General features: G+C 61.4%; 23 protein-coding genes. 13 read left to right on the forward strand and 10 right to left on the reverse strand.

The annotated features are described in order from the left end of the window. Positions 1-69: 69 nt before the first annotated feature. Positions 70-2,112, reverse strand: a complete 2,043-nt coding sequence (locus INQ48_36620) for a carboxylesterase family protein (protein QRF62989.1) — start codon at positions 2,110-2,112, stop codon at positions 70-72. Between the two features lie 156 nt (positions 2,113-2,268). On the opposite strand from INQ48_36620, the gene INQ48_36625 reads away from it, so the two are divergent. The 3 genes from INQ48_36625 (at position 2,269) to INQ48_36635 (ending at position 4,318) form a co-directional block, all read left to right on the forward strand. Next, a complete protein-coding gene (locus INQ48_36625) occupies positions 2,269-2,946 on the forward strand; it encodes a TetR family transcriptional regulator (protein QRF62990.1) in 678 nt (225 codons plus the stop codon). After that, positions 2,943-3,392 carry a hypothetical protein gene (locus tag INQ48_36630; GenBank protein QRF62991.1) on the forward strand — a complete coding sequence of 150 codons (450 nt, stop codon included), beginning with the start codon at positions 2,943-2,945 and terminating at the stop codon, positions 3,390-3,392. Before INQ48_36625 ends, INQ48_36630 begins: the two co-directional genes overlap by 4 nt. A 593-nt stretch (positions 3,393-3,985) precedes the next feature. Then, the gene (locus tag INQ48_36635; protein QRF62992.1) at positions 3,986-4,318 is read left to right on the forward strand and encodes a hypothetical protein; all 333 of its coding nucleotides are present in this window, start codon (positions 3,986-3,988) and stop codon (positions 4,316-4,318) included. Positions 4,319-4,688: 370 nt separating this feature from the next. Here INQ48_36635 and INQ48_36640 read toward each other — a convergent pair whose 3' ends face one another. Next, entirely contained in the window at positions 4,689-4,931 is a 243-nt protein-coding gene (locus INQ48_36640; protein QRF63128.1) for a hypothetical protein, read from the reverse strand. Between the two features lie 67 nt (positions 4,932-4,998). Here INQ48_36640 and INQ48_36645 point away from each other — a divergent pair, with 67 nt between their 5' ends. From INQ48_36645 to INQ48_36675, 7 genes are all read left to right on the forward strand, one after another. After that, positions 4,999-5,214 carry a hypothetical protein gene (locus INQ48_36645; GenBank protein ID QRF62993.1) on the forward strand — a complete coding sequence of 72 codons (216 nt, stop codon included), beginning with the start codon at positions 4,999-5,001 and terminating at the stop codon, positions 5,212-5,214. 1,125 nt (positions 5,215-6,339) lie between these two features. Continuing rightward, positions 6,340-7,968, forward strand: coding sequence for a PAS domain-containing protein (locus INQ48_36650; protein QRF62994.1), 1,629 nt, complete (start codon positions 6,340-6,342; stop codon positions 7,966-7,968). A gap of 385 nt (positions 7,969-8,353) precedes the next feature. Then, positions 8,354-8,803 (forward strand): MarR family transcriptional regulator, encoded by a 450-nt coding sequence (locus INQ48_36655; GenBank protein ID QRF62995.1) that lies wholly within the window; start codon positions 8,354-8,356, stop codon positions 8,801-8,803. 13 nt (positions 8,804-8,816) lie between these two features. Then, a complete protein-coding gene (locus tag INQ48_36660; GenBank protein QRF62996.1) occupies positions 8,817-9,371 on the forward strand; it encodes an isochorismatase family protein in 555 nt (184 codons plus the stop codon). Continuing rightward, the gene (locus INQ48_36665) at positions 9,368-10,612 is read left to right on the forward strand and encodes an MFS transporter (protein QRF62997.1); all 1,245 of its coding nucleotides are present in this window, start codon (positions 9,368-9,370) and stop codon (positions 10,610-10,612) included. Before INQ48_36660 ends, INQ48_36665 begins: the two co-directional genes overlap by 4 nt. A 559-nt stretch (positions 10,613-11,171) precedes the next feature. Further along, positions 11,172-12,653 carry an AAA family ATPase gene (locus INQ48_36670; GenBank protein QRF62998.1) on the forward strand — a complete coding sequence of 494 codons (1,482 nt, stop codon included), beginning with the start codon at positions 11,172-11,174 and terminating at the stop codon, positions 12,651-12,653. A 16-nt stretch (positions 12,654-12,669) separates the two neighbouring features. Next, positions 12,670-13,116: a response regulator gene (locus INQ48_36675; GenBank protein QRF62999.1), complete on the forward strand. Its 447-nt coding sequence runs from the start codon at positions 12,670-12,672 to the stop codon at positions 13,114-13,116. A 94-nt stretch (positions 13,117-13,210) separates the two neighbouring features. Here INQ48_36675 and INQ48_36680 read toward each other — a convergent pair whose 3' ends face one another. From INQ48_36680 to INQ48_36690, 3 genes are all read right to left on the reverse strand, one after another. Then, positions 13,211-14,023, reverse strand: coding sequence for a transglutaminase family protein (locus INQ48_36680; protein QRF63000.1), 813 nt, complete (start codon positions 14,021-14,023; stop codon positions 13,211-13,213). 506 nt (positions 14,024-14,529) lie between these two features. Further along, the gene (locus tag INQ48_36685; protein QRF63001.1) at positions 14,530-15,195 is read right to left on the reverse strand and encodes a cupin domain-containing protein; all 666 of its coding nucleotides are present in this window, start codon (positions 15,193-15,195) and stop codon (positions 14,530-14,532) included. Next, complete coding sequence (locus tag INQ48_36690; protein QRF63002.1) at positions 15,192-15,851, reverse strand: sigma-70 family RNA polymerase sigma factor; 660 nt, start codon at positions 15,849-15,851, stop codon at positions 15,192-15,194. Before INQ48_36690 ends, INQ48_36685 begins: the two co-directional genes overlap by 4 nt. A 213-nt stretch (positions 15,852-16,064) precedes the next feature. On the opposite strand from INQ48_36690, the gene INQ48_36695 reads away from it, so the two are divergent. Further along, complete coding sequence (locus INQ48_36695) at positions 16,065-17,723, forward strand: diguanylate cyclase (protein ID QRF63003.1); 1,659 nt, start codon at positions 16,065-16,067, stop codon at positions 17,721-17,723. A 241-nt stretch (positions 17,724-17,964) separates the two neighbouring features. On the opposite strand, the gene INQ48_36700 is transcribed toward INQ48_36695, so the two are convergent. Next, positions 17,965-18,552 (reverse strand): lipocalin family protein, encoded by a 588-nt coding sequence (locus tag INQ48_36700; GenBank protein ID QRF63004.1) that lies wholly within the window; start codon positions 18,550-18,552, stop codon positions 17,965-17,967. A 386-nt stretch (positions 18,553-18,938) separates the two neighbouring features. Here INQ48_36700 and INQ48_36705 point away from each other — a divergent pair, with 386 nt between their 5' ends. Both INQ48_36705 and INQ48_36710 read left to right on the forward strand, forming a co-directional pair. Continuing rightward, on the forward strand, positions 18,939-19,241 hold the full coding sequence (locus INQ48_36705) for an antibiotic biosynthesis monooxygenase (protein QRF63005.1): 303 nt from the start codon (positions 18,939-18,941) through the stop codon (positions 19,239-19,241). 186 nt (positions 19,242-19,427) lie between these two features. Next, the gene (locus tag INQ48_36710; protein ID QRF63006.1) at positions 19,428-19,970 is read left to right on the forward strand and encodes a hypothetical protein; all 543 of its coding nucleotides are present in this window, start codon (positions 19,428-19,430) and stop codon (positions 19,968-19,970) included. A gap of 40 nt (positions 19,971-20,010) precedes the next feature. Here INQ48_36710 and INQ48_36715 read toward each other — a convergent pair whose 3' ends face one another. From INQ48_36715 to INQ48_36730, 4 genes are all read right to left on the reverse strand, one after another. Continuing rightward, positions 20,011-20,283, reverse strand: a complete 273-nt coding sequence (locus INQ48_36715) for a hypothetical protein (GenBank protein ID QRF63007.1) — start codon at positions 20,281-20,283, stop codon at positions 20,011-20,013. Positions 20,284-20,879: 596 nt separating this feature from the next. Next, positions 20,880-21,560, reverse strand: a complete 681-nt coding sequence (locus INQ48_36720) for an SGNH/GDSL hydrolase family protein (GenBank protein QRF63008.1) — start codon at positions 21,558-21,560, stop codon at positions 20,880-20,882. 55 nt (positions 21,561-21,615) lie between these two features. Further along, positions 21,616-22,578 (reverse strand): bifunctional enoyl-CoA hydratase/phosphate acetyltransferase, encoded by a 963-nt coding sequence (locus tag INQ48_36725; protein ID QRF63009.1) that lies wholly within the window; start codon positions 22,576-22,578, stop codon positions 21,616-21,618. A gap of 34 nt (positions 22,579-22,612) precedes the next feature. Further along, positions 22,613-24,292, reverse strand: coding sequence for a Na/Pi cotransporter family protein (locus INQ48_36730; protein QRF63010.1), 1,680 nt, complete (start codon positions 24,290-24,292; stop codon positions 22,613-22,615). Positions 24,293-24,444 lie beyond the last annotated feature (152 nt).

Raw genomic sequence — 24,444 nt, forward strand, 5'->3', positions numbered from 1 at the left:
GGGAACGAAAGGCGTGGCCGCGCCGCCGCGCCTTCCGCGATCTGGCGATGCGGCGCTCAGGCGGCGCGCTCAGGGAAAGACGCTCGACAGGCCGGTGCGGACCACGGGCGCGGCGCCGAGTTCGACGAAGCGGTCGTTCGCGGGCGTGTAGGCAGGCCAGTCAACCAATCCCGCGACGCTTGGGTTGCCGGTTTTGGCGAACTGGGTCCAGATCGCCATGCTGTTCTCGATCGCCTTCGCATCAGCGCTGTCGAAACCGGCCGAGGCAAGGATGTCCTGCGTGTCGCCCGCGGAGCCGCTGACGCCGTTGCCGTTGAGGTCTCCAATGGCGAGCTTGCCGCCGGTGGCCGGGTCGATCACCAGGTCGAGCAGGTAGTGGGTGACGACGCTCTCAGGCGCATTGAAGACGTAGGCCAGCTCGCCCGCGTGATACGTTTTCACGCCCCTAGCGCGCCAGCCGCCCGGCACCTGGCTGAAGAGGGCCGCATAGTGCCGGCTGGCGCTGTGCGCCGTCATCCAGGGAAACACGTTCTTCACCGTCTCGATCGGGTCGGGGGTGTCGTTGGTGTTGACGACAATCATGAAGGGCACGTCGTTGTGTCGGCGCGACTCGAAACTCACGCGCTCGCTGTAAGGCAGATAGCCGTTGTCGATGTTGGTGTAGGGCACGAGCACGGAGGCCGCTGCGACCACCTCGGTCCAGGGGCGGTTGCGCATCTCCTCGAGCGAGGCCGCGCCCAGCCTCTTCTGGAGCGCGAGTCCGACCGCCTCGGCCGAGGCCAGCGTGCGGGTGTCGGGAATCAGCGTGCCGCTCTGGCTGATCGCTTTGTGGAAAAGGCCGGCCGCGCTCGGCGATGCCATCAGTGAAAGCACTTTGCGCCCGCCACCGGACTCGCCGAAGACGGTCACGTTGTCAGGGTCGCCCCCGAAGGCCGCGATGTTCGCCTTGACCCACTGCAGCGCCATCACCAGGTCCATCTGCCCGTAGTTGCCCGAGCCGCCGCGACCGCTCTCGGCGCTGAGCGCGGGGTGCGCGATGTAGCCGAGGGCACCGAGGCGATGGTTCACCGAGACTTGCACCACGCCCTTGCTGACAAGGGCATTCGGGTTGTTGAAAGGCTTGGTGTTGCTCGTGAGCGAAGTGAACCCGCCGCCGTGGAACCACACCATCACCGGCAGCTTGGAGGCCGACTTGGGTGCCGTCACGTTGAGATACAGCGAGTCTTCGCTCATGCCGCCCTCGCCGAAGCGCTCGAGCGCTTGGACCTGTGCGGCCTGATCAGCCCAGGCGACCGCCTCGCGGACGCCGCTCCACGGCTGGGGCGCTTGCGGCGCGCGCCAGCGTAGCGCGCCGAGCGGCGGCTGCGCGTAGGGAATGCCAAGGTATTGCCAGGTCGTGGCGCTGGACTCGAAGCCGCGCAGCGGACCGCCGGTGGTGGTCACGAGGTTGCGCGCGGCGGTGGCGCGGGCGTAGTGCTCCTGCGCGGCGACGGCGCCGCGCGCGCTGCGCGGACGCGGATCGAGATCCGTGAAGGCGCCGGCCGCATCGAGCGCTGCGAGCAATGGTGCGAGGCTCGCGCGGAAGGCCGTGGCCGATTGGGAGAAATCGATGGCCGCGGCATGCCTGGACACGATGTCGCGGATTGGGCCGGTGACCTGAATGCCGTTGTTGAGGTCGCCGTCGGCATCGAGGGTCTGCAGCAGTACGAGGCGATTGGTGGCGCGGGGGTCGGCCGGCGAGCTGGCGCCGCCGATGCTCAGCGGCGACAGCGCGTCCGCGGCGGGCGCGGTGCCCAGCGGCAACTCACCGATCGAAAAGCTCAGCGTTTCGCCTGGCGCATAGTCGTAGCGCCCCTGCGCGTCTGTCTTACGCGCCCCTGTGACGGAGCCACGGTAGTCGAGGCCAACGACCGGTCCGCCTGCGAACACGCCGATGAGCCGGGGCTGGTTGTCCGGTGCAGGCTCATGGCTGCCGCCGGGTGCCGGCACCGTGGGCCACGCTACGAAACTGGCGCTGCTCCCTCCTCCACCGCCGCAGCCCAGCAAGAACGCGGTCGCGGCGCAAGCGGCCACCCACCGCGTGCCGCAGCGGCGCCCCTCGGGCGATGCCATGCCTCTGATCATCCATGTCTCCTTCGGTTATTTGACGTACGGGGTCCCCGCGCGGGGCCGAGCCGACCCAGACGGAACAGGTGGATAATTCCATTGAATTAATTCAATCGAATTAGAACTAACCCTAGCCGAGCCAGAGGTCACAATCTGCGTCCCATGCCCAGTCCCGCAACGAGCCCGAAGGAAAAACGCCCGCCCGCGCTGGCGGCGTCGGCCGCCGCCACGCGCGAGCGCCTGCTGCTGGAAGCCATGCGGCTGTTCGCGCGAGAGGGCATGAATGCTGTGTCGCTGCGCAGGATCGTCGCGGCCGCGGGCGCGGCCAACTTGTCGGCGCTGCACTACCACTTCGGTAATCGCGAGAGTGTGGTGACCGAGGTGGCGCGGATGCTTCAGCGAATCCTCGAGCCGCGCTGCCGCGCGCGGCTCGAGGCGCTGGATAGGGGGCCTCACACCGTGCGCGACGTGCTCGACGCGGCCTTCGGTCCGATGATCGACATGCTGTCCGAGGCCGGGCTGGGCCGCGACGCCGTGTGCTTCATCGGCCGGCTCGGCTGGGATTTTGGCGAGGAAGGCCAGAAAATCTCGGCCGACATGCACCGCGACATACTGACCCTCGCACTGGACAGGCTTGCCGCATTGATCCCGGCGGTACCCCTCGAAGTTCTGAAGTTCCGACTCCTTCTGACGATGAATTCGTTGTACTACGGCATCTCATACCGCAGCTATGCCATGCGCTCACCCTTCGGTCCGCTGTCGATCGGGCGACGCGGCAACGAAGTGCAGGAACGGGCGCTCTTCATGGACTATCTCGAAGCCGGTATCCGGCATCCGTGACGCTCACGCTGGAGCGAAGATCGCCAGGCGCACCGGTGAACGCGGAGCGCATGACCAGGCGCCGCAGCTTTCATGATTTGGCTTCATCGGTCATGCATGGCTCATGGCGTCGCTCGACACCGCGCACTGTTTGGCGAACAGCGCTGCTTGCTGATAGCCAAAAGTCCTACATCCTTCTCGCAGACCCAAGGGTAGAAAAAGTGACCCTGGAGTCCAGAATGACCACCGTTGCGTTTGACAAACGTTATGAGGCATGGGCTGCGGCTGAGGCTGCGGTCTACGAAGCGATGACTCGGCTCGGTCCGCTCGGCCATGCAGAGGTCGCGCCTTTGCGTGCACAGGCCGATGAGCTGCTGCGCGACCTTTGGGAAGAACCAGATCTCTTTGAAGCCATTCGCCAGTCTCGCGATCAGTTTGAGTTTGCGCATGCCTTGCGGGCTGCGTAACTGCTCACGTTGAAATCGTCGGCAGCTGGCTGGTGTGATCCTTGGCCAGATCACTGGGCGGGCGACGAGATCTCCATCCATGTTGATTCTCAAGTCTCCGGCTTGGCGCGCGAGGCTGCAGCGAGCTTGCCGCAAGCGCTTGTTCGCGGCGGGGCTCTTGTTACGCGGTGCTTGTTCCCTGCGGCGCACACATGGCTGCAGCGATCTGGTTCGTGAGGTGTGGGCGAGATCGGAGCCGCGGAGCCGCTCCGGGCGGCTCGGCGAGTTTGCCGCTGCGGACACGACAGGTTGTGGCCGGCTTCTCTTCGCGTTCTCGGCGTCACCCGCCTTTTTCTTACCATTCGCGTCTCTCGCGGCCCCCGCGCCTCAGAGTGCAAAGAATCAAAGTTATCTGACATGGCGTGAAGCGCGGGAACCCTACATTTCTGACGCCACGCTGCGTCGTGGCACCTTGCTGTAAACCTCAGCCCGGCTCCGTGCCGGGCTCTTTTTTTGGGTATCGCTGTGACGAGTCGAACGGCTCTTGAAATCTTGCCGAAGGGGACCTAGATTGATCACCGTCGAAGTTTTGGTCAACTGAAAAGGAGGTTTCCATGACCATGAACTTGTTGCGGCAGATCGCGACGTCCCGCCTGCCGGTCTCGTTCTATCGACCCGAAGACATTGACCAAGTCCGCATCCTCAGAGCGGCGGGGCTGGTTGTGGCGCTGGTTCCGGCGCCGACCGATCCGCTCACGCTGGGGGGCGATGGCTTGGCTGCCCAGGTGCTCGCCGTCACACAAAAGGGGCGTGAAGAGCTCGCAAGGTTCGACTACCCGCAGTCGCCGTCGAGGGCGCCGCTGTGGCGCCAACGAATGTCGCGAATCGTCACGCGGCGTCGCAGACCGCCGTCTTCCGACTCACCCAGCTCTGCACGCATGCAGTAGCAGAAGAAAAGATGGGTCCGCTCGAGCACGCGCTGCTTTGATCATTCACGGCAGCGCGTGCTGTTTCGACGGCCGAATCTTGCGCTTCGCCGCCGTGTTGGTCGGGCCCTTGGATTTCGATGCAGGCACCATGTGGCGGTACCTGTCTATATCGCTATTACGCCTCGAACCTTCATGAAGCGCAGGTCACTGCGAGCCTGCCGGCCATGCTGGCCCTAGGTTTCGCCTTGCTCGCATACATCCATCGCAGCGATTTGCCTCCAGATTCACTCGCAGCCATCGACGGTGACATTCACCATCGGTCATTCACGCTGCTCAGGTGAGGACCCCGCGGGCACGCGCGACTACCTCCAGCAAAAGTAAAGCGCCATCACAGCAACGTGACCTCGACGCCGTCGGCCGCCACCATCACCCCGGGGGTGTCCGCAACGATCTCGATCGGCACTCCCATGTGGGTGAGAAAATCCCTCTTGGCCGAGCCGCAGAGCTTCAGCACTCGCATGTATTCCGCGTGTTGCGCGGGTGTCATCAGAAATTTTCGCGGATAAGCGTTGGCGTGGGCTTTCCAATGGGCCGACAGCTTTTCGGTCATTGAGAGATAGAGAGACGGCATACGTAAAATGACATTGCTAAGCGCACAGGGCTTTAGTAGATTTTCGTGCCCGTTGGAGGGGGCTGGCATGCCAATGGATTTTTTGCGTCGCATCGAGGACGCCAGGTTTCCGCTCGAGCTTCATGACGAAGCAGATATTAGAAATTCGATTGTTCTCGAAGCGGCCGAGTTGATTGAAGCCCAGCTTCCGGGTGTCGACGCCCCACCCGCGGACGCGAGCGCCATCATTTTCCGCATCACGCCGCAAGGAAGGGCCGCCCTGTCCACGGCCAAGCCGATGTAGCTCGGTCGGTGAATGCCTGTGCCCGCATCTACGTTCGACTTGACATCATTTCGGTTGGTCGTTCCATGCGTCGGTACTCTGAGTGTCCAGCCAGCCCGAAAGGGCGCTCTTCTGCCGGTCGGATGCGAAAGGGACAAGCCTTTCTCGACGCACACGGGCGTAGTTCGGTGCATGAGTCTGAGTGCTTGACGAGCGCGCGAGCGCTGCTCAGCCTTGTGCCGGCAGCAGCGTGGATGCACGCACGTGCAGACGCTTTTCCGAGGGGACACCGAAGGGAGTTCGCTGTCATCCTTTTCTGCAGGTTCCCACTGGCGTTCACAGCAACCGTTCACATTGCTCGGTAAGTCCTCAGTGGGGAGACGCTGCGAGACAAGCTTGCAGGCAAAGCATTTGCGAGAATAGATACATGCTTCTTCCTCCTCCGAACGGTACGGACCGTGTGCAGGGCCTCGCGGCGCGCCTCGGGTGCACCGTGGCCGATCACTGTGAACTCTATGGGCAACCCAAGCCCGCCCTTCTGGGCAGCCTCTCAGGGCTCGCGCTGACGCTCAAGGAATTTGGGGGTCGTTGGGACAAGGTAGAGCGTGTGTACGTCTTCGCCAGCTGGCCCATGCTTGAGGCCGCTTTGGAATACTGCATCAGGCACAAGGAAGAAGCCCGCCCTTCGATTTGAATGCCGCGGCCCGAGACGGCGCGGTCGATGGTGCGCCGCCGCACGCCCTGGACTCGCGACAGCCAAGCGGAAAGACTGCAGCTATCACGGCGCCGTGCTCACGCAGGTTGGCGGAGAGAGAGCGAGCGACGACGCCCCGGGGTCTGATCGTGGTGCCTGGGCCCCACGGGCATCCAGCACGTGGGTCGCGCCGTGAATACGAAGCGCCGTCCCAAACGCCTCGGGCGTCGGCATGTCCCTCATGCAAGGCGCTTGCGGTCTCGTTGAGGACCCTGCCGCGCAGCGACGTTTAGTGCTAATCCTGTCGAGGTTGTCTTTTCACACAGTGATCCTGATGCGTTGCAGTTACGCTTGGTCAGATCGCTACAGCACTCGTTACGACGATTACAGCCCGATCGCATTGTAGGGCGGCGAGAATTGAAGCACTTTTTTGAACGAGCGTTCAGTGGTCAATGGAAATTCCCGAAAAGCCCTCACTTCCCCTATCAACCGTACGCGCAGAAGGCGGGCCGCACGAACTTCGCGACCACAAAGACGACATCTTCTTCGCGGCGATCGAGACCACCCGTATGCCAATGCTGGTGACCGATCCGCGCCAGCACGACAATCCCATTGTGTTCGCAAACCGTGCCTTCCTGGCGATGTCAGGCTACTCGAGTGAAGAGGTGCTGAAGCGGAACTGCAGGTTTCTTCAGGGCCCTGCGACCGACAGAGAGTCTGTTTCGACGATCCGCGAGGCCATCAAGTTCCGCCGGCAGGTGCAGATCGAGATCCTCAATTACCGCAAGGATGGCACGACCTTTTGGAACGCGCTGTTCATCTCGCCAGTCTATGACCCGCTCGGTAACCTGATCTACTTCTTTGCGTCCCAGCTCGATGTCAGCCGTCGCCGCGACGCCGAAGAGGCACTTGCACAAGCGCAGAAGATGGAGGCTCTGGGGCAACTCACCGGCGGAATCTCGCACGACTTCAACAACCTGCTTCAAGTCATGTCAGGTCATCTGGACATACTCGGGGTGAAGTTGGAAAAGGGAATACTCGATGAGGGCACCATCCGTCGAGGAGTTGAGAACCTGCGTTCCGCAATCTCTAAAGCATCGACCCTGACACAGCAACTGCTCGCTTTTTCCAGACGTCAACGTCTGCGCGGTCGAGTGGTAAGCATTAACGCGGTGGCACAAGGAATGTCCGAGTTGGCCGCGCGTACGCTGGGTGATTCAATCCACATCGAATTCGACTTGGCGCCCAACGCGGGGAATGTGGAGATCGACGTGACGCAGCTCGAGGTCGCCATCTTGAATGTGCTCGTCAACTCACGCGATGCAATGCCAGGCGGAGGGACGATCAAGCTGCGTACACACCTCATGGAGGTGGCGCCTGGCAGTCCCACGGCGTTCGAGGGACTGAGGCCCGGTCCGTATGCTGCTGTCTGCATCTCCGATTCCGGCCTGGGCATTGATCCGGCGATCCTGCCTCGCGTGATGGATCCTTTCTTTACGACGAAAGACGAGGGGAAGGGCACTGGCCTCGGCCTGTCGATGGTTTATGGTTTCGTGAAGCAATCAGGCGGCGCCACAACGATCGAGTCAGAGGTAGGAAAGGGAACGACCATCTGCATGTACTTCCCGACGGTGGGCAGCGCGCTGACTGACGACTCGGAATCCATCGTGAGGCCCAGCATTCGGGGTGGCACTGAAGCAATCCTGATCGTTGAGGACCGCGAGGAAGTGGCAGTGGTAGCACAAGGCATGCTGGAAGGACTTGGCTATTCGGTGCATGTCGCGCCCAACGCCAAGATAGCGCTGGACAAGCTTCGTGACCTCGGCCCCGACGCAATTGATCTACTTTTCAGCGACGTGATGATGCCCGGAGGGATGAACGGGTACATGCTGGCCAGGGAGGTACAGCGGATATCTCCCGGTGTACGTGTGCTGCTGACTACAGGCTTTGACCGGGATCTGAGCGCTTACGAACCGGCCGCCAATGCCGAGTTTGAACTGCTCAAGAAGCCGTACCGCCTCGCTGACTTGGCGCGAAGAGTAAGGGACGTGCTGGATGGTCCGACCGGAACGATGGGCTAAGTCCAAGGCGCATCGATAGCTTCACTCTCGCGCGATCATGCTCGGTTTTTGACTCCAACCCGATCGAAGTCCGGCTGCTCACGATCACTGAGGTCGAGGCCGGGGACGCGAGGTGCAGCATCGGCGTCGCGGCGTTTGGCGTATCGGCCCATCGGTTTTGAGGAAATGAGCGCAACGCAGCAGCACCGATGCGCCAGTCCGAGTGCGCTTTTTCAAGCGCTGACCAGGGTCCTCAAGACCTTGACGGCGGCCTCGGCCTCCGGCTCTGCCTGGCGCACTCGTTGAGCTACGCGGCAGTCCCACGCGTCGATGTCTCTCATCCAAGGCTAAGAAAACTACGAAGGAAAACTTTGTAGTTTGGCTTTGTATCCGCTAGGATGGCCTCATGAATGAGTCAGCGAGCGGACCTGATCGATGCGCGCACACCCTCGCTGCGGAACTGCGCATGCTGGTGGCCAAGCTCAACCGGCGACTGCGTGAGCAGTCGCATGCCGGCGATCTCACGGGCTCCCAGAAGACCGTGCTGCTGCATCTCGAGCGCGAGGGTCCGGCCACGGTGACGACCCTTGCGCGCACGGTGGGCGTGCGTCCACAGTCCATGGGCGCGACGGTCGCCGCGCTTCAGGGGGCGGGACTTGTGAGCGGCGCGCCCGACCCTGCCGATGGGCGGCAGACCATCTGGTCGATCACGCCGGCCTTTCGCAAATGGCTCAAGGACGCCCGCGCCGCGCGCGAGGACTGGCTGTTCCAGGTCATCCAGACCAGGCTCGCCCCGCGCGAGCAGGAAGCGCTCGCGGCATCCATCGAACTCCTCAAACGCGTCGCCGAAGATTGAAAGCGAACCCGCCATGCCCGTCACCACCCTCGATCCTCGAACCGCCCTCATCATCATCGACCTGCAAAAGGGCATCCTCGCGCTGCCCGTCGCGCACGCCACCGGCGAGATCGTGCAGCGCGCCAGTGCCCTGGCGTTTGCCTTTCGCCAACGTGCGCTGCCGGTGGTGCTCGTCAACGTGGCAGGCGGTGCCAAGGGCCGCACCCAGCAGCAGCGCCCCGGCGGCGAACTGCCCGCCGACTGGACCGAGCTGGCCGTCGAACTCGACCGCCAGCCCCAGGACCACCTGGTCACCAAGCACACGTGGGGTGCCTTCACGAGCACGGGGCTCGAATCGCACCTGAAGGCGCTGGGTGTCACGCAGGTCGTGATCGTCGGCATCGCCACCAGCATCGGCGTGGAGTCGACCGCACGCCAGGCTTACGAACTGGGTTTCAACGTCACGCTTGGCATCGATGCCATGACCGACATGAACGCCGACGCGCACGCCAACAGCATCGCTCGCATCTTTCCGCGCCTGGGCGAGACCGGCACCACGCAGGAAATCATCGACCTGCTCGCTCGGTGAGCAGCAGCACGTTTCGCTCGCTCAAGGGCTACAACTACCGCGTGTGGGCCGGCGGCGCGGCGGTGTCCAACGTGGGCACCTGGATGCAGCGCACCGCGCAGGACTGGATCGTCCTTACGCAGCTCACGCGCCACAACGCCACGGCGGTCGGCATCGTGATGGCGCTGCAGTTCGGCCCGCAGTTGCTGCTGCTGCCGCTCACCGGCTGGGCGGCCGACCATCTCGATCGGCGCAAGCTGCTCATGGTCACGCAGGCCACCATGGGCGCGTTGGCGCTCGGGCTGGGTCTGCTGACACTCACCGGCCTCGTGCAGCTGTGGCACGTGTACGTGTTCGCGCTGCTGCTGGGGTGCGTGGCGGCCTTCGACGCGCCGGCGCGCCAGACTTTCGTGTCGGAACTGGTCACCGAGATCGATCTGCAGAATGCAGTGGCGCTGAACTCCACCTCATTCAATGCGGCGCGCATGATCGGCCCGGCGGTTGCGGGCACGCTCATCGCCGCGGTCGGCACGGGCTGGGTCTTCGTGATCAACGCGGCGTCCTACGTCGCTGTCATCGGCGCGATGAAGATGCTGCGCGTGCACGAGCTCTATCTGCGCCAGCGCGCGGTGCGCACCCGCGGCAGTTTCCTTGAGGGCTTTCGCTATGTTTGGCGGCGCCCCGACCTGAAGGTCGTGCTGTTCATGCTCTTTCTGATCGGTACTTTCGGCCTGAACTTTCCGATCTTCATCTCAACGATGTCGGTCACCGTTTTCCATGCGGGCGCTCACCAGTACGGCCTGCTGTCTTCGATCATGGCCATCGGCTCCGTTGCAGGCGCGTTGCTCGCCGCGCGGCGCGACAAGCCGCGCATGGGCGTGCTCTTGGTAGGGGCGTCAGTTTTCGGCCTGGGCTGCGCACTGGCGGCGCTGATGCCCGGCTATTGGCTCTTCGGCATGGCGCTGATCGTGGTGGGTGTGGCCGCGCAAACGTTCACCACCACGGTCAACAGTTGGGTGCAACTGTCGACCGAGCCAGCCATGCGAGGGCGCGTGCTGGCGATCCTGCTGGCGATCGTGCTCGGTTGCACGCCAATGGGTGCGCCCCTGCTCGGTTGGGTGGCCGACACGTTCGGGGCGCGTTGGGCGATGGGTGTGGCGGCGCTGTCGGGGCTGGCCGCGGCCATCGTCGGGTTGCGCTACCTCTCGACGCACCACCGGTCGTCGCAAGTGGTCACTTCCCGGGCAAAACCAGGACCATAGACTCGAGTGGGGGCAGTCCACTCGGGCGCAATCAGCGATCTCGCGGTGCACAGCCGCCGCATGACTGTCGATAGCGTACTCCGGCATGTGTACTGCGTCGTCGCCAGTGGTCCGGTTGAACGAGCGTGGCCGGAAAAATTAGCCGCCAGCCCCTGCTTGGCCACACACATTCAGCGCTCATTTTTACAACGAATCGACGGTTCAGGACACCGAGGAAGAAATTTCCGCGGAGGGTGATGTGCAAGTGTGGGCTAACCGGGCAAGAAACCGTCCTCCCCGCGGGGGCGGCGGACTTCGCCCGCTCAATCACCGCTCCGCTGCGCATCTGTTGGGCCCCGCGCATGAGACTGATTCCTCGGGCCCGGGCCGGGCCTCGGGTTCGGATTCGCATCCGCGTGAGCGAAGGAGCGCGAAGGAGCTCCCTGGAAGAGTCGATGCGGTCAGTGATGGGCTGCAGGTTGAGCGTTGGTGAGTGCTCATTCGCGCGGTCGGCTTTGCAGTTCGCAAGCCGACGGTTGGGCCGTCGGATGGGCGCGGTCGTCTTCCTTGGAGCGTTGACGTGGCGGCCTCTGCCGGCCAAGCGGATGCAAAATGCGCGCTGAGCAGGGCCGCTTCAAAAAAATTTACCCCTCCATTCCCCTTTTTCTCAAGAATGAAAAGACTGTCTACCAGTGTCGAAGGCTTCGACAAGATCCTCAACGGCGGCTTGTTCGAGGGCGGCGTCTATATCCTTGAAGGGCCGCCTGGCGTCGGAAAGACCACGCTGGCCAATCAGATTGCCTACACACTGGCCAAACGAGAGACTCGAACGCTCTACGTCACGATGTTGGCGGAATCTCATTCGCGCATGCTCCAGCACATGGGAGGACAGCTGTTTTTTGACCACCAGGAGGTCAATTCCAAAGTTTTCTACGTGAGCGGTTATCGGGAGCTGGAGCAGGGTGGGTTGAAATCGGTTGTCGCCCTGCTGCAAGGAGAGCTGGCGCGCCATCGCGCGGGTTTGCTGGTCATCGACGGATTGGTTGTCGGCGGTCCGGTCTCCATGTCAGATGACTCGGTGAGACAGTTTGTCCATGAACTGCAAAGCCTAGTTTCTGCGATGTCCTGTACTTGCCTTGTGCTGACAAGCGGCAACGGCAATGCCCTGAGCGCTGAGCAGACGATGGTCGACGGGATCTTCTCGTTTGAGGACCACGCGTTCCACTGGCGCGCCGAGCGCCGCATGCAGGTGCGCAAGTTCCGAGGCAGTCAGGTCATCCGCGGCAAACACACTTTCTGCATCTCCTCAAATGGACTGCAGTTCTTCCCACGGCTTGAAAGCTTGCCAGCGCCTTCGTCAACGGGAATGCTGGGGCCTGCTGCGTCACCGTCGGGGGTGCCAGCGCTGGATGAAGTCCTACGGGCGGGTGGGCTTCTTTCCGGCAGCGCCTCTGTCGTCATTGGGCAAAGTGGTTCCGGTAAAACCACGCTGGCGTTAGCGTTCGCGGCCGCCTCCACTGCTCAGAATCCTGGATTGCTGCTGCCTTGCACCGAGTTGGCAGGTGATTTGCGGCGCATGGGCGCGGAGTTGGGGCTGGCGGTGGCCGAGGCTGCGGACCGCGGGGCATTGACGGTTGAACCGCTTGGTCACGAGGATGAGTCCATGGACGAGATGGGGCACAAGCTCTTGCGAATGGTCGATGAACTCAAGATCCGCCGTTTGGCTGTCGACGGCCTGGCCGGGCTGGCGGACACGCTGGCGTTTTCCGAGCGTGGCTATCGCTTCCTAGGTCGACTGCTGGCAGAGCTCAAGGCCAGAGGAGTCACCTCGATTTTCACTGTCGATCCCGCCGCACTGGCGGTTGCCGCCAATACGCCATTGGCGGAGGGGGTCGTCGGTTGGTTCGACAATGCTTTCGTTTTTCAATCACCATGCGATGGTGACGGGGACTCGAGTAAGCGCATTCTCTCTATCACGAAGATTCGCGGCGGTCATGCCTCGCGGACGACTGTTGATGTACATCTACCCTTGCTCGATGCAAGCACGCATACGAGCAACTGAATGAAGGTCCGTCCCGATGAAGCTCATTTTGGTTGTCGAGGACGAGTATGGCAACGCGCAAATTCTCCGGCTCTTGCTGGAGACGGAGGGCTATCGCGTGGCCTCCGCTTCGAACGGAAAGGTTGCGCTTGAACTGCTTTCGGGCGAAGCACCTGCCTTGATCATTTCGGACTTCATGATGCCGATCATGAACGGCGGCGAGTTCGGCGAAGCGGTGCGTCGGGATCCCGTGCTTTGTCGGATTCCGTTCATCATGATGAGCGCTACTGACGAAGACGTCGTTCGAAAAATCTTTCGCGGCTACGACGCCTTCTTGGTCAAGCCTTTCGAAATCGACCCCCTCTTGTCACTCGTTCAACGTCTGGTAGCCAATGGCCGTCCTCCCCAGCCCAGCAGTGAAGAGATCAGCGAGTCGATGAGGCACCTCATGCGGGGCATGAAGCTCCCCGGCCGCGAAGAGTAGGCCGCACAGGCATGACCTCACAGATCAGCGCCGCCGCCTAGCGCGTTGTGCTTCAGCATAAGGCGTCCCCTGGGTCGGGGACCCCTGCGCTGCGCTAGGTTGACAGCGCCATCGTGGAGGCCCCAGCTGCCAGCACATCGACGGTGATCGCCATCTCCGTTACCTCGAGGGGGCCGTAGTTGGAGAGGAACGCGACATCAGCCGCGTCGCGTCCATAGGCCAATACGATTCGACCGCCTCGAGGTTCCGCCTGCGTCGCATCAAACGTGTACCACCGCCCGCCAACGAAAGCCTCGAACCAGGCGTGCATGTCCATCGGCTCAAGTTGATGCAGGTAGCCGACCACCAGGCGAGCAGGAATACGCAAGGCACGGCACAGCCCGATAGCCACATGCGAGAAATCGCGACAGACGCCGGCGCCATCTGCGAGGGTGTCAAGTGCATCGGTAGATCCGTCGCTCACTCCATACCGGTACTCCAGGTGCTCGTGGATCCAGCGTCGAATGGCTTCGACCTGGGCGTAGCCCGATTTGGTGTCCCCGGCGATCTGGAGCGCACGGTCCTCCATCTTGTCAGAGGGGCAGTAGCGGCTTTGAAGCAAATATTGGAGTGTGTCCGAGGGCAGGTCGCGCACCGCCACCGCCTCGGCATCAGGTGCGACGGCAATCGCGGCTTCGGCTTCCATGATCATCTCGACCTCTATGCGCATGTCGCCTTTCGGTACAGTCAGGCGCTGACACAGGTTGCCGAACACGTCAACGTATTCCGTGGTTGTGACCCACGGGTGAAGTTCGTAGCGTTCGCTGACCATCCACTGCGCATCGCCACTGCGCGGACGAAGCATTGCGACGACAGGACAGTCGCTACTTACTCGCACTCTCATCTTGCATGTGGCGTGAAGTCGCATATTTCGTTCTCCGTGGAGATTGGCTGTGGAAGCGGCCGCCGGAATCTGGCTTCGCGTGTAACCCTCGCATATCGCCGATTCTGTCGGTTGCGGCCGAGTTATCGAGTTGCTACCAACGTTTGCACCCGGAAAGTTTGGACATGTTGGTTATAAACCTTACGCGCTTCTCAGGTACGCGTTGCAAGAGCAAAAGCCATGCCCTTCCGGGGAAAACCTCCGCGAATCCTGCGATTGCTAGGGGCTGATGCGACGGACTGGGTGCTGCCCGAGGATTTCTCTCACTCGAGACGCTGGAAATGCATGGATGCGAAAAAGACGTGCACCCGTCAGAAGTCAGGACCCATCAGAGAGCTGCTTGAGATCCCCGCTCGAGCGTACCTCAAGGGTTGAGGCCTTCGCCAGCATGGGAGGTCATTTGGCTTAGAGAAAACAATGCAAGAAGGGAAGCAAAAAAGTCGAGATCTTTTTGCCTTCTGCCACTTGTCAACGCCAAGAGGCGCCGGAGCTCACATCCCGATCAAGCTGGCCATCGCGCGTGCAATCGGGCTATCAAATTGCATCTTGCCCTCGACTGCGGCAAAGCAGATGCAGTCGGCCCCGTTGGCGACAGTCGGGCAATGATGGATGCTCTGATCCGCGGCATCAAAGTCACCTGCGCCGAATACCTCACGCCCATCGGCAAAGGCGCCGTGGAGCACCTGGGTGAGCTCGGTGCCTTTGTGGGTATGAAATGGCAGGTTGCGACCCGAGCCGATGCGTAACAAGAAAAGCTTCGCATCCGGGTGCGCAGGAAGACGAAGTCGGCTCCACCGCATGCCAGGAGCGAGAAACCTCCAGGGGGTTGACGTGCAGGCCTCGAGCGCGCGAGGCCACGCCATGCCGGCGGGCAACGAAGGACGATCGCCCCGATCGAAGGTGCGTGATGCTGCTGTTGGGTGAGTCGATGCCGGCCGATCGATCGTCGCGAGTGTTCGTGCCAGCGCTTGCGCGGACAGGGATGCAGGCGGCAGGTCCTCGAGTGTGACCCCACCGACCGCTTCAAAGAGTCCAAGCCGCTCCTGGCACTGAACGCAGGTTTCTACGTGAGTGCGAACTACGAGCGACGCGCCGATAGAGAGCGTTCCCGCGGCGAGTGATAGCAACAGGTCGTCAGCGGGATGATGGCGGATCATGGTTGCATTCCTTCAAGCAACTCGCGCAAACGCGCAAGCGCCCTTCGAATGCGCGACTTCACAGTGCCCAAGGGAAGCCCAAGCTCTTGCGCAATCTCTGGATGGGGGTGATCTTTGAAAAAAGACAGGCTCAGCAGGTGCTTTTGCTCTGGAGAGAGCTGCGCCATGGCCAGTCGTACGCGTACTGCATTCTGGCCAGTCCACACACCGTCTTCCAGAGCCGGACCCGGGTCAACCAACTGCGTCGCCAGATCCTCCTCGTCTGGGACCAAGGGGACGTTGTCTCGTCGCAAAGAATCCACCCGAAGATTCCTTGCGATCGCGAAGATCCATGTAGACAACGCCGCTCGCTTCGGGTCGAAGAGCTTGGCCTTTCGCCAAAGGCTCACCATCGTCTCTTGCGCCAGCTCCTCGGCCGACGTCTCCGAAGACCCACAAAGCATCATGTAAGACTTGACCCTCGGTGCAAAATGCTTGAAGAGCGCCGCGAAAGCCTGCCGATTGTTGGCGGCTGCGACTGCCTCCACCCACTCATTGAGTTGCTCACTGGTTGGCACTGCACCTCGTCGCTGCGTTTTGGGCACGCTAGACAGCCAGGGCAGCTTGGACACCCCCGGGTCGGGTTCGGGCACGACGAGTTCTTGAACGGCGCTCATGCCTCCCTTACGCGGCTTGGGCTCACTTGGATCATAGAATGGCCCGGGTTGCAGGCGAAAACTGTAACAATCGACTAGAGCGAGACCATCTCGGTGACGCGACTGCTCTTGAAGGTACCGAGCAAGCAGAGTTCAACCTCGCTGCGTGCGGCATCCGCGGCATGACAGCTGTATCTTTGCGGGCGTTGCACCGAGCGCGTATCGCGTGCTGGCATGGACGCCGACTTCTACATCGCGAGGCGGCGGGTGCCTAGCAGGCCGTTGCTAACGTCGAATGCCGCTGGGAATCTGGGAAGATTTGGCGTTGCGCCCCTGGCGGCCCTCTGCTTGGAACTCTCAATGTCGTCTCTTGAAGCCCCTCCTGACGCACTGCTGCAGGCGTTGTTGCTCCATGGCGGATGCGCCGTGTGCTGTTACGACGACCAGAATCGCGTTACTGGTTGGAATGCACTCTATACAGAGTTCTTTCCGGAAGTCGCTTCATGGATCAAGGTGGGAACAACGTTCGAGGAAACGTTGGAGGCGTTTCTGCGCCTACAGCATCCAGCGTCGACGCCTGAGCAGATGGTCCAGGCGACGAAAAATGGCATGTTTAGGCACCTGAACGAGCGCGGGCCCATCCAATATCAGCGGGCTGACGGCCGATGGCTCGAGCTTCGCATGTTCTCGCTGCCAGAAGGTGGGCGCTTCAAGATTTGGCGAGACATCAGTACTCAAATCGCGCCAGGCACAGATAGCGAACTGCTGCATCGACTGATAGCGGCAGTCAATGTGGGCATCACGGTCCATGATGCCCATGGAGACCTGCGCTATGTGAATACGAGATTTTTTTCGGAACACTTTCTCAGTCTGATTCGAGGAGTTCCGGAAATTCAACGGAGAGTAAATCAAGGAAGCTACTGGAAGAAGTTCCAGGAGATTTTCGAACGCGACGCTGAGTTCGAAGAATTGTGTCTGAGTGAGGCTGAAGGTCCGTTGCATCGCCCAGTGACACTTCAGGCTCGTTCGGGTCGCTTCTATCGTATTCAAGAACAATGGTGGGAAGATGAATTGGTCAGCATCTGGACTGATGTGACCGACGTGATTTCCCGGAAGAGAGCACTGCAACAGGCGCACTCTGAGCTTTCAGCGCTAAATCGCCAGTTGGTTGAGCTATCGGAAACGGATTCACTGACAGGGCTGGCCAATAGAAGACGATTTGGAGTACAGCTCGAACGTGCGCAGCAAGCAGTCATCGAAGGTTCCCACGGGGCGGTCGCAATATTTGACCTTGACTTCTTCAAGGCCGTCAACGATCGCTATGGGCATGATGCGGGAGACGTCGTACTTGTCGAGGCCGCAAGAATGCTCCAAGCTCATCAAAGTAACGACGTCTGTGTCGCCAGGCTTGGTGGAGAGGAGTTCGCAATGGTGTTTCGCGGCATGGAGGTTGCCGATGTTCTCGCGATTTGCGAGGACCTGCGTCGCGCGTTCTCGCAAGGCCACTTCAGTATCGGAGCACAGCGTTTGCGTGTCACCGTCTCGGTTGGGGTTGCGCTATTGAGAGAATCTCGGAGTCAGTCAGTTTCGTTGAAAAAAGCAGATGATTCGCTATGGAAAGCAAAGTCCGCTGGTCGCGACTGTGTCATGTTTGAGTCGAGATGGCCTCATGTCCGCGACGGAGTCGACGATCTTCAAGTTTTCACGAATATCCGTGTCGATGATGAGCCCCTCACGCCGGAAGCCTTGCGTGAGAAGTACGCGCTGCCGGCCAATCAGCATCCAGGTTTCACTCGCTCCCAGTGGCAAGAAGCCGTGCAGCGCAGAGAAACCGTAGACGACTATTGGGGATGGGTCAGCTACAAGATTGAAGCGCGAAGCCAAGACCATTGAGTTGCATGCATCGTTCCCGTGTTGTTGCGAGGGTCGGACTGTGCGATCTGTCGATCTTTGTTTGAGCGCTTTGATTGAATGCGGCTGGTCGCCTTGGCTTGACGCTCAGATGTCCCCACGTGTTAAACGTCGGCGCTTGGACAAGGCTGTACGTCCATCGAGCTGGCAAGTCCAGTCGGTGAGGGCGATTTGGGCTTCGTGCCGTGAGCGTAGATTGTTGCCGGCCGGGCCTGCCGAGGCGCTAAGGCCTTGCACGCGCCCCGGGCGTCTCCGGCCAGCGCTGCGGCACACGGCGCAGGTTGTCCACTGAATAGCCCAGCTCCTTCAGACGCGCCACCGCGTTCTGGTAGGACGTTTCGGAGATCTGCGGCGTGCGTGCCATGATCCAAGCGTAGTCGCGATCGCTGCGCCCGATGATGGTCAGCTGGTAGTCGCTGTCGATGTCGACGATCACGTACTCGGCCTTGATCGGCCAGATGAACTGCATGCCCCAGACCGCATTGTTGGTCCCGGGCACTACAGTGGCCACGGGATTCATCGTCTTCAGCTCGCCGTCGAAAGCGCCTTCACGATAGCGGAACTGGGTGGCGATCCTGCCGTCGGCCTGCAGCGTGTACGACTCGACCGCGTTGAAGGCGTTGCGCTCGGGACGCGTCGGGATGTTCCCGATGACATACCAGTCGCCAACGAAGCGCTGCAGGTCGACCTGTGGCACCGGCCGAATCTTGGTATTCGGTGACACAGCGCAGCCGGCAACGAACAGCGTGGCGAGCAGGGCTGCGGAAAGTAGGATGGTCGGCTGGACCAGCCGCGACGAGAGGCGGTGCATAGGGGCGACTCCGGAAATTTGGTACAAATTACGGTTGGGTGCGCGCCAGATACGTCGGACGGCACCCCGCGCGGTTGCAAGCCCGCTCAGCGCATCGGGCTCCCACGATCCTCCACCCCGGGGACGACTCCAGTGTCTTGCTCCGCCGGAGGTCGTCGCAAGGGGAAAGCTCCCAGAGAATGAGGCCAGCAGTGGAAGCTGCCTTGCGGGGAAAGCGGCTCGCGCTGGGGGGCACGCACGGCTATCGATAGCCTGACGATCGCGGCTTTCGATGCCGCGAAGCTGACATGGAAGAAAGATAGTTCGCGACATGGCCAATGAAATGGCGCAGACTCCTCTGCCCAACACGACCAGTACCGGTCGCGTTTAACGAAAGAAAGGCGTTTATGGTCACAGTCGCGTTATTCGTTCGCCTGGAAGCGAAGCCCGGGAAGGAGAAGGAGGTCGAAGATTTTCTCGTGGGTGGCCTCCCTCTCGTCATGGAGGAGCCCGCCACTACCGCTTGGTTTGGCATTCGCCTTGGGCCAACAACCTTCGGGATCTTCGACGCCTTTCCGGATGAAGCAGGCCGCCATGCTCATCTTTCCGGCAAGGTTGCGGCGGCTTTGATGGCACAGGCAGGTGAGCTCTTCTCCGAACCGCCGTCCATTCAGAGTGTGGACGTGCTTGCGGCAAAGTTGCCCGGCTGAACCTATCGGAAATCGATCGCCGAGAGACTTTCTCCGCGCACCACACGCTGAGCCGTCGCGCACAGGAATGTTGTGGCGCATGGCCCGTATCGGCAAACAATTGGCCGTGATGGTCGTTCCCGCCTCCTGGCTTGGACTGAGTGCGCATGCAGTCGCTTTGCGCAGGAGCGTACCTACAGCGGCTTTATGTACAGTTACCGCGCATCAATACGGATCATCGCAAGACGCGCCATGGTGGCGGGAAGGAAAGGTCTCGGCCAAACCTACGGTTATTCACCGCAAAAAATGGAATTTGGGGTTTTGAACGATCAGTGCATTGTCGTTCCGGCACGGCAGGCTCTCATGGTGAAAGAAGAGGGGGAGCCCATCCTTCTGGCGATCGCAAAGTCAGGTGTCGGCAGCCCTGCGCGCTGCAGGCCCGTCAGCAACACTGGTATGGCGGCGGAGCAGGATATCTGTTTGCTCATGCAAAAAGGCGAATTTCGACTACAGATAGGGTCTTCTGTAGCGACTAGAAGCCTCTTTATGCCTACGCCAAAAGCAAAGATCGATCGGGTGCAGCGGTTGTCCGCTGAGGAACGTCTGAGCCAGCCCTCACCAGAAGAATGGCTGCAGCGCCTGGACGAAACTTGGCTCCGTCCAGGGCTCTTGCTGCGACCGAGCGATTTTCCCCGCGCCACGGCTGCGCGGGATTTTGCCGTCGAGAGGCGTCAGTCGTCCGCAGACTAAGCCGCAAGCCTGAGGAGTGGTCCCCAGGTGCCCGCTTGCGCTACAGCTCCGAGACGAGACGCACATCCTGTGCTGGGTCCTGATGAAGTATCAGCGCCCAAGTCAACTCAAACCCTCGTAGCGCTTTATCGGGGAGCAAACTCGCTTCGAGGTGTGCTTGCGAAAACTGTCGCTGCTGCACAAGCTCTTTAGCGAGAAGGGTCGGATGCGGATGCGCCTTGATCAAAGCGCGTAAAGCCGCGGTCAGCGCGATCTCTGTTCCAAGAACGTTGGCCGCCGACGCGTTTTCTGTTGCCTCTTCCGGTGTGGTCATTGTGTGCCTCCCTTGCGGGTTCCGTGTTGAGGAGCTCCCACTCTACTGCAAGAGGGCCCACTTGGTGAACACCACAGAGACGGCGCATCTTCTTGCGTCTGAGCTGACGGAGACAGTCTGGCCTGTGGTATCCACTCGTGCAGTGATGCAGAACGCGAGACCGCCAGATGCAAGACAAGCAGCCGATCCTGCAGGACGCGTTTCGACAGCAATTTCATGCTGCGCCTGCCCTTGTTGTTCGTGATCCGTGATGCTGCGAGGGCAGCCGTGGAATCCATGCGACATCCCATGTCGCTGGTGAACCGCGATCATCTTCCGTGAGCGCCGAAGTCGCTGGGCAATGTCAAGAGGCTCAAGCTCGAACTGTCTAGGAGGTCTTCGTCTCGCCAGCTCTTGAATGCTCGCGTTTGGGGCTCTGGACTTACACACACCCTCGTTTGACCGCATCACGCGGTGATGCGCGATTCCCTTTGAAGGATCGGCTCACGAGGTCGAGATGCGTCTTGGCGTTGCGACAACTCAGCTTGCCCCCGACTGCGGACCCACGCTTTTCAGGGGGCGCTTCGCTCGCCGGGCCGGTTGCTAAGGGCAACTTCTCATTTCGCGTGCAACATGGAATCAGATATGTTTTTTGCTCGAACGATCAGCTCGTGCACAACCAACGCGGCCGCCTTGCCGATAACGTCGTGTTGGTTGGCGTCAAGATGAATTCCGTCGATGTCACTGCGGCCCGTGATCGGGTTCAGGTCAAAGAAGTGAACAGATTTCGCCACCGCCATCTCTGCCAGCGCCGCGGCGAAGCCGTTGCTTCGCTCGACCGCACCTTCGAACTTTTTCTCGTTGGTGCCCTTCGGCTGAACGATCTCCGGCGGCGCCACGATCAGGATGCGAGGCTGCGGCATGCCGGGTTCCAACGGGGCATGGCGTACGATTTCAACCAGCTTTCCGACGCCGGAGGCGGCTGCCCAGGCCTTGATGCCGAAGGGGGCCTGGAAGTCGTTGGTTCCCAGCTGAATAATCACTAACTCCAGCGGGGCGCACATCTCGATCACCTCGCCGAGCCCTGCCGCGCCATTTCGCCCTGGGCGAAATGGATCGTCCCAGATCGTTTTCCGGCCGGGAAGGCAGTTCTCGACGACTCGGATCTCCCGCAAACCGGCGCTGTGAAGTGCGGCTTCCAGGACACCCGGCCACCGTTGATCGAAGGCGTAACGTTTGCGGGTGCCGGGGACCATGCCCCAACTCATGCTGTCCCCGTACACAAGGATTTGCTTCATGGCCTGACCGTTTCTGTCAAAGGGTGTTGCTTCACGAGCATGGGCGCCCAGTCCATCAGGACGTGCATTCGTCGCGCAGCAGCACGCTTGCCAACGCCGCCGAGTACACCTTGGACTCGAGACTGTCCGTGCGGCTGGTGAGGACCACAGGCTTTTTCGTTCCCAGCACGACGCCGGCACAAGACGCACCAGCCATGTAAACGAGCGACTTGTAGAGGGCGTTGCCAGCTTCGAGGTTTGGCATCAGAAGAATGTCTGCTCTGCCGGCGACGGATGAGTCGATGCCCTTTGCGTTCGCAGATGCCATGGACACCGCGTTGTCGAAGGCAAGCGGACCATCCACAGCCGCATCGATGATCTGACCACGCTGCGCCATCTTCGCGATGGCTGCGGCATCGAGCGTGCTCGGGGCACCCGGTAATACCGATTCGGTGAAGGAGACAACAGCCGCTCTTGGCCGGACAACGCCGAGCGCTCTTGCCAAATGAATGGCATGTTCAAGAATTTCCACCTTCTCGCCCAAGGTCGGTGCCACGTTCACGACGCAGTCGGAGATGATCAGCGGCGATGGGCGGCCCGGCACTTGGAGCACGAAGGCATGAGAAATACGCCGCTGCGTGCGCAGCCCGTCGATACGCGCGACCACCGCGCGCATCAGTTCATCGGTGTGGAGTGAGCCCTTCATCAACATGTCGAGGCTTCCGGCGGCCGCATGCTTGCACGCTTTCTGAGCAGCCGACGCAGCGTCGGCGCCGGTGTCGATCAACTCAAATCGCTCCAGATCGATGCCTTCGCGCGCCCCGAGCTCGAGCAGACGATCGCGCGGGCCGAACAAGCTCACATCGGCGATGTCTTCTTCGGTCAGCCGATAGCCTGTCTGGAGCGCGGCTGCGTCGCAGGGAAACACCATGGCGATCTTCCGCCGGCCGCATTGACGGGCGGTCGCGAGCAGGCCGTCGAGAAAAGTGCTGCTGCTTTGCCCGGCGACGCAGGCAGGCGGTGAGTTGGGGGCGGTCATAGAGTGCGATGTTGAAGAGGGCTGGGCGTGCCGGTCAGGCGACGGGTTCCTGTGCGGAGGTGGCCGGCAGTGCGCTCGAATGACGCAGCCGTGTCTTTGTCAAGGCGCCGGCTGTCTCCAGGATCGGGTACGCGATGGAGCAGATGAGGGAGTTGATGCGCTTGAGATCGCTGATGAGGTCGAGGTGCAGAGAGCTTGTCTCGATGCTTTGGCTCGTCTGCATCTGGAGACGTGCAAGATGGTTGGCGGCATACGCGTGTTCCAGCTCGCGGAACCGGGCCTTCTCCTCAAGCAGCGCTCTCGCATCGTGCACCTGGCCGTCCAGGAAAACGCTCATCGCCAGCCTCAGGTTGGCAATCAATCGCGAGTGCAGATCCGCGATTTCTCCCATCCCGGCATCCGAGAAGCGGCTGGCCTTGCGGATCTGCTTGTCCTCGAGGTCTTGGATCACATGCTCGATGAGGTCACCAACCTGTTCCATGTGGATGGTGAACGAGACAATGTTCGACCAGCGGCGTCCTTCTTTCTCCGGCAACGCATCGCGAGGGATCTGCGTGAGGTAAAACTTGATCGACGAGCAGATTTCGTCGACGCGGTCGTCCATCTTGCGCAACTGCTCGGCCAGCGTGAGGTCGGCGTTGCGAAGCACCGGGAGGATGCCGGTGAGCATGGCTTCAACCAGATCCGCTTGGTGCAGGGCCTCGCGAGCCGCACAGCTGATCGCGAGGGAAGGGGTCGCCAGGGCGCCAGGATCGAGATGTCGCGGGCGGATCTCGCCGACCGGCGTGGTAGGGGTGGGTAGCAGCGTTTCGACGACCTTCGCCATCGGTCCCGTCAGCCCAATCAGAAGCACGGCCCGCGTGAGGTTGAACCCCAGGTGAAAGGCAATCACCTGGGTATGCAAGCTCGAGAAGTTCTGTTGCAGCAGATGCTCGATCTGGGGGAGCATGACCACGGCCAGGGCGCATCCGAGCAGCTTGAACAGCAGGCTGCCGAGCGGAAGCCGCATGCGGATCGCACGCGGTCCCGAGCTGGTGAGCAGTGCCAGAATTCCGCTGCCGATGTTCGCGCCCAACACGAGGCACATTGCCATCGATATCGGCAGGACGCCCGAAGCCGTCAAAGTCGCGGTCAGGAGCACAAAGGCGAGACTTGAATAGGTCGCCATCGTCAGCAGGGCACCGACGACGATCTCCAGAAAAACATCGTCGGGCAGTGCGAGCACCAGGCTGCGAAACGTTGCAGAGGCGAGCAGGGGCTGGGTCGCGCTGACGATCAGCTGCAGCCCGAGCGTGATCAGACCGAAGCCAATCAGCACATGCCCCACGCGGGCGCGCTTTCGCTTCTCTGAGCCGGTGGCGAGCACGACCCCCGCGAGCACGAGCAGCGGTGAAAGCCAGGACAGGTCGAAGGAGAAGACCACCGCCATCAGGCTGGTGCCCACCTCCGCGCCGAGCATCACGGCCAATCCGGCGGGCAGGCCGACCAGGCCGCTGCCGACGAACGATGAAATGAGTACCGCGGTGGCCGTGCTCGACTGGACGATGCCTGTCACCGTCACGCCTGCGAACATCGCCAGGAAGCGATTTTTCAGGCTGCGCGAGAGAACATCGCGCAGGTTGGCGCCAAAGAGTTGAATGACGCCGGTGCGCACGATCCCCGTGCCCCACACGAGCAGAGCGATCGCAGCGAGAAGGTTGAGCAAGTGGATCATCGAGGTGACACGACGCAGGGCGTCGGGCCGGCGAGAGGCGCAGTGAAGGAGGCCGCGATTGTGGGTTTCGGTGGGCCTCAGGATCAATCGACCATTGCTCACACGCCGGGTGAGTTTTTATGCAGACCAACGGATGTATGCTTTTTGATCGT

Source organism: Variovorax paradoxus (genome assembly GCA_016806145.1).
Lineage (GTDB): Bacteria > Pseudomonadota > Gammaproteobacteria > Burkholderiales > Burkholderiaceae_C > Variovorax.

What these genes read in the sequence shown, in the direction of transcription:
- INQ48_36635 (QRF62992.1), top strand. Translation starts at nt 3,986, where the DNA reads ATGACCATGAACTTGTTGCGGCAGATCGCGACGTCCCGCCTGCCGGTC.
- INQ48_36725 (QRF63009.1), bottom strand. Translation starts at nt 22,578, where the DNA reads ATGACCGCCCCCAACTCACCGCCTGCCTGCGTCGCCGGGCAAAGCAGC.
- INQ48_36690 (QRF63002.1), bottom strand. Translation starts at nt 15,851, where the DNA reads ATGAGCGCCGTTCAAGAACTCGTCGTGCCCGAACCCGACCCGGGGGTG.
- INQ48_36720 (QRF63008.1), bottom strand. Translation starts at nt 21,560, where the DNA reads ATGAAGCAAATCCTTGTGTACGGGGACAGCATGAGTTGGGGCATGGTC.
- INQ48_36700 (QRF63004.1), bottom strand. Translation starts at nt 18,552, where the DNA reads ATGCACCGCCTCTCGTCGCGGCTGGTCCAGCCGACCATCCTACTTTCC.
- INQ48_36625 (QRF62990.1), top strand. Translation starts at nt 2,269, where the DNA reads ATGCCCAGTCCCGCAACGAGCCCGAAGGAAAAACGCCCGCCCGCGCTG.
- INQ48_36730 (QRF63010.1), bottom strand. Translation starts at nt 24,292, where the DNA reads ATGATCCACTTGCTCAACCTTCTCGCTGCGATCGCTCTGCTCGTGTGG.
- INQ48_36675 (QRF62999.1), top strand. Translation starts at nt 12,670, where the DNA reads ATGAAGCTCATTTTGGTTGTCGAGGACGAGTATGGCAACGCGCAAATT.
- INQ48_36685 (QRF63001.1), bottom strand. Translation starts at nt 15,195, where the DNA reads ATGATCCGCCATCATCCCGCTGACGACCTGTTGCTATCACTCGCCGCG.
- INQ48_36640 (QRF63128.1), bottom strand. Translation starts at nt 4,931, where the DNA reads ATGCCGTCTCTCTATCTCTCAATGACCGAAAAGCTGTCGGCCCATTGG.
- INQ48_36695 (QRF63003.1), top strand. Translation starts at nt 16,065, where the DNA reads ATGGACGCCGACTTCTACATCGCGAGGCGGCGGGTGCCTAGCAGGCCG.
- INQ48_36680 (QRF63000.1), bottom strand. Translation starts at nt 14,023, where the DNA reads ATGCGACTTCACGCCACATGCAAGATGAGAGTGCGAGTAAGTAGCGAC.
- INQ48_36620 (QRF62989.1), bottom strand. Translation starts at nt 2,112, where the DNA reads ATGGCATCGCCCGAGGGGCGCCGCTGCGGCACGCGGTGGGTGGCCGCT.
- INQ48_36710 (QRF63006.1), top strand. Translation starts at nt 19,428, where the DNA reads ATGTACAGTTACCGCGCATCAATACGGATCATCGCAAGACGCGCCATG.
- INQ48_36715 (QRF63007.1), bottom strand. Translation starts at nt 20,283, where the DNA reads ATGACCACACCGGAAGAGGCAACAGAAAACGCGTCGGCGGCCAACGTT.
- INQ48_36705 (QRF63005.1), top strand. Translation starts at nt 18,939, where the DNA reads ATGGTCACAGTCGCGTTATTCGTTCGCCTGGAAGCGAAGCCCGGGAAG.
- INQ48_36655 (QRF62995.1), top strand. Translation starts at nt 8,354, where the DNA reads ATGAATGAGTCAGCGAGCGGACCTGATCGATGCGCGCACACCCTCGCT.
- INQ48_36660 (QRF62996.1), top strand. Translation starts at nt 8,817, where the DNA reads ATGCCCGTCACCACCCTCGATCCTCGAACCGCCCTCATCATCATCGAC.
- INQ48_36645 (QRF62993.1), top strand. Translation starts at nt 4,999, where the DNA reads ATGCCAATGGATTTTTTGCGTCGCATCGAGGACGCCAGGTTTCCGCTC.
- INQ48_36650 (QRF62994.1), top strand. Translation starts at nt 6,340, where the DNA reads ATGGAAATTCCCGAAAAGCCCTCACTTCCCCTATCAACCGTACGCGCA.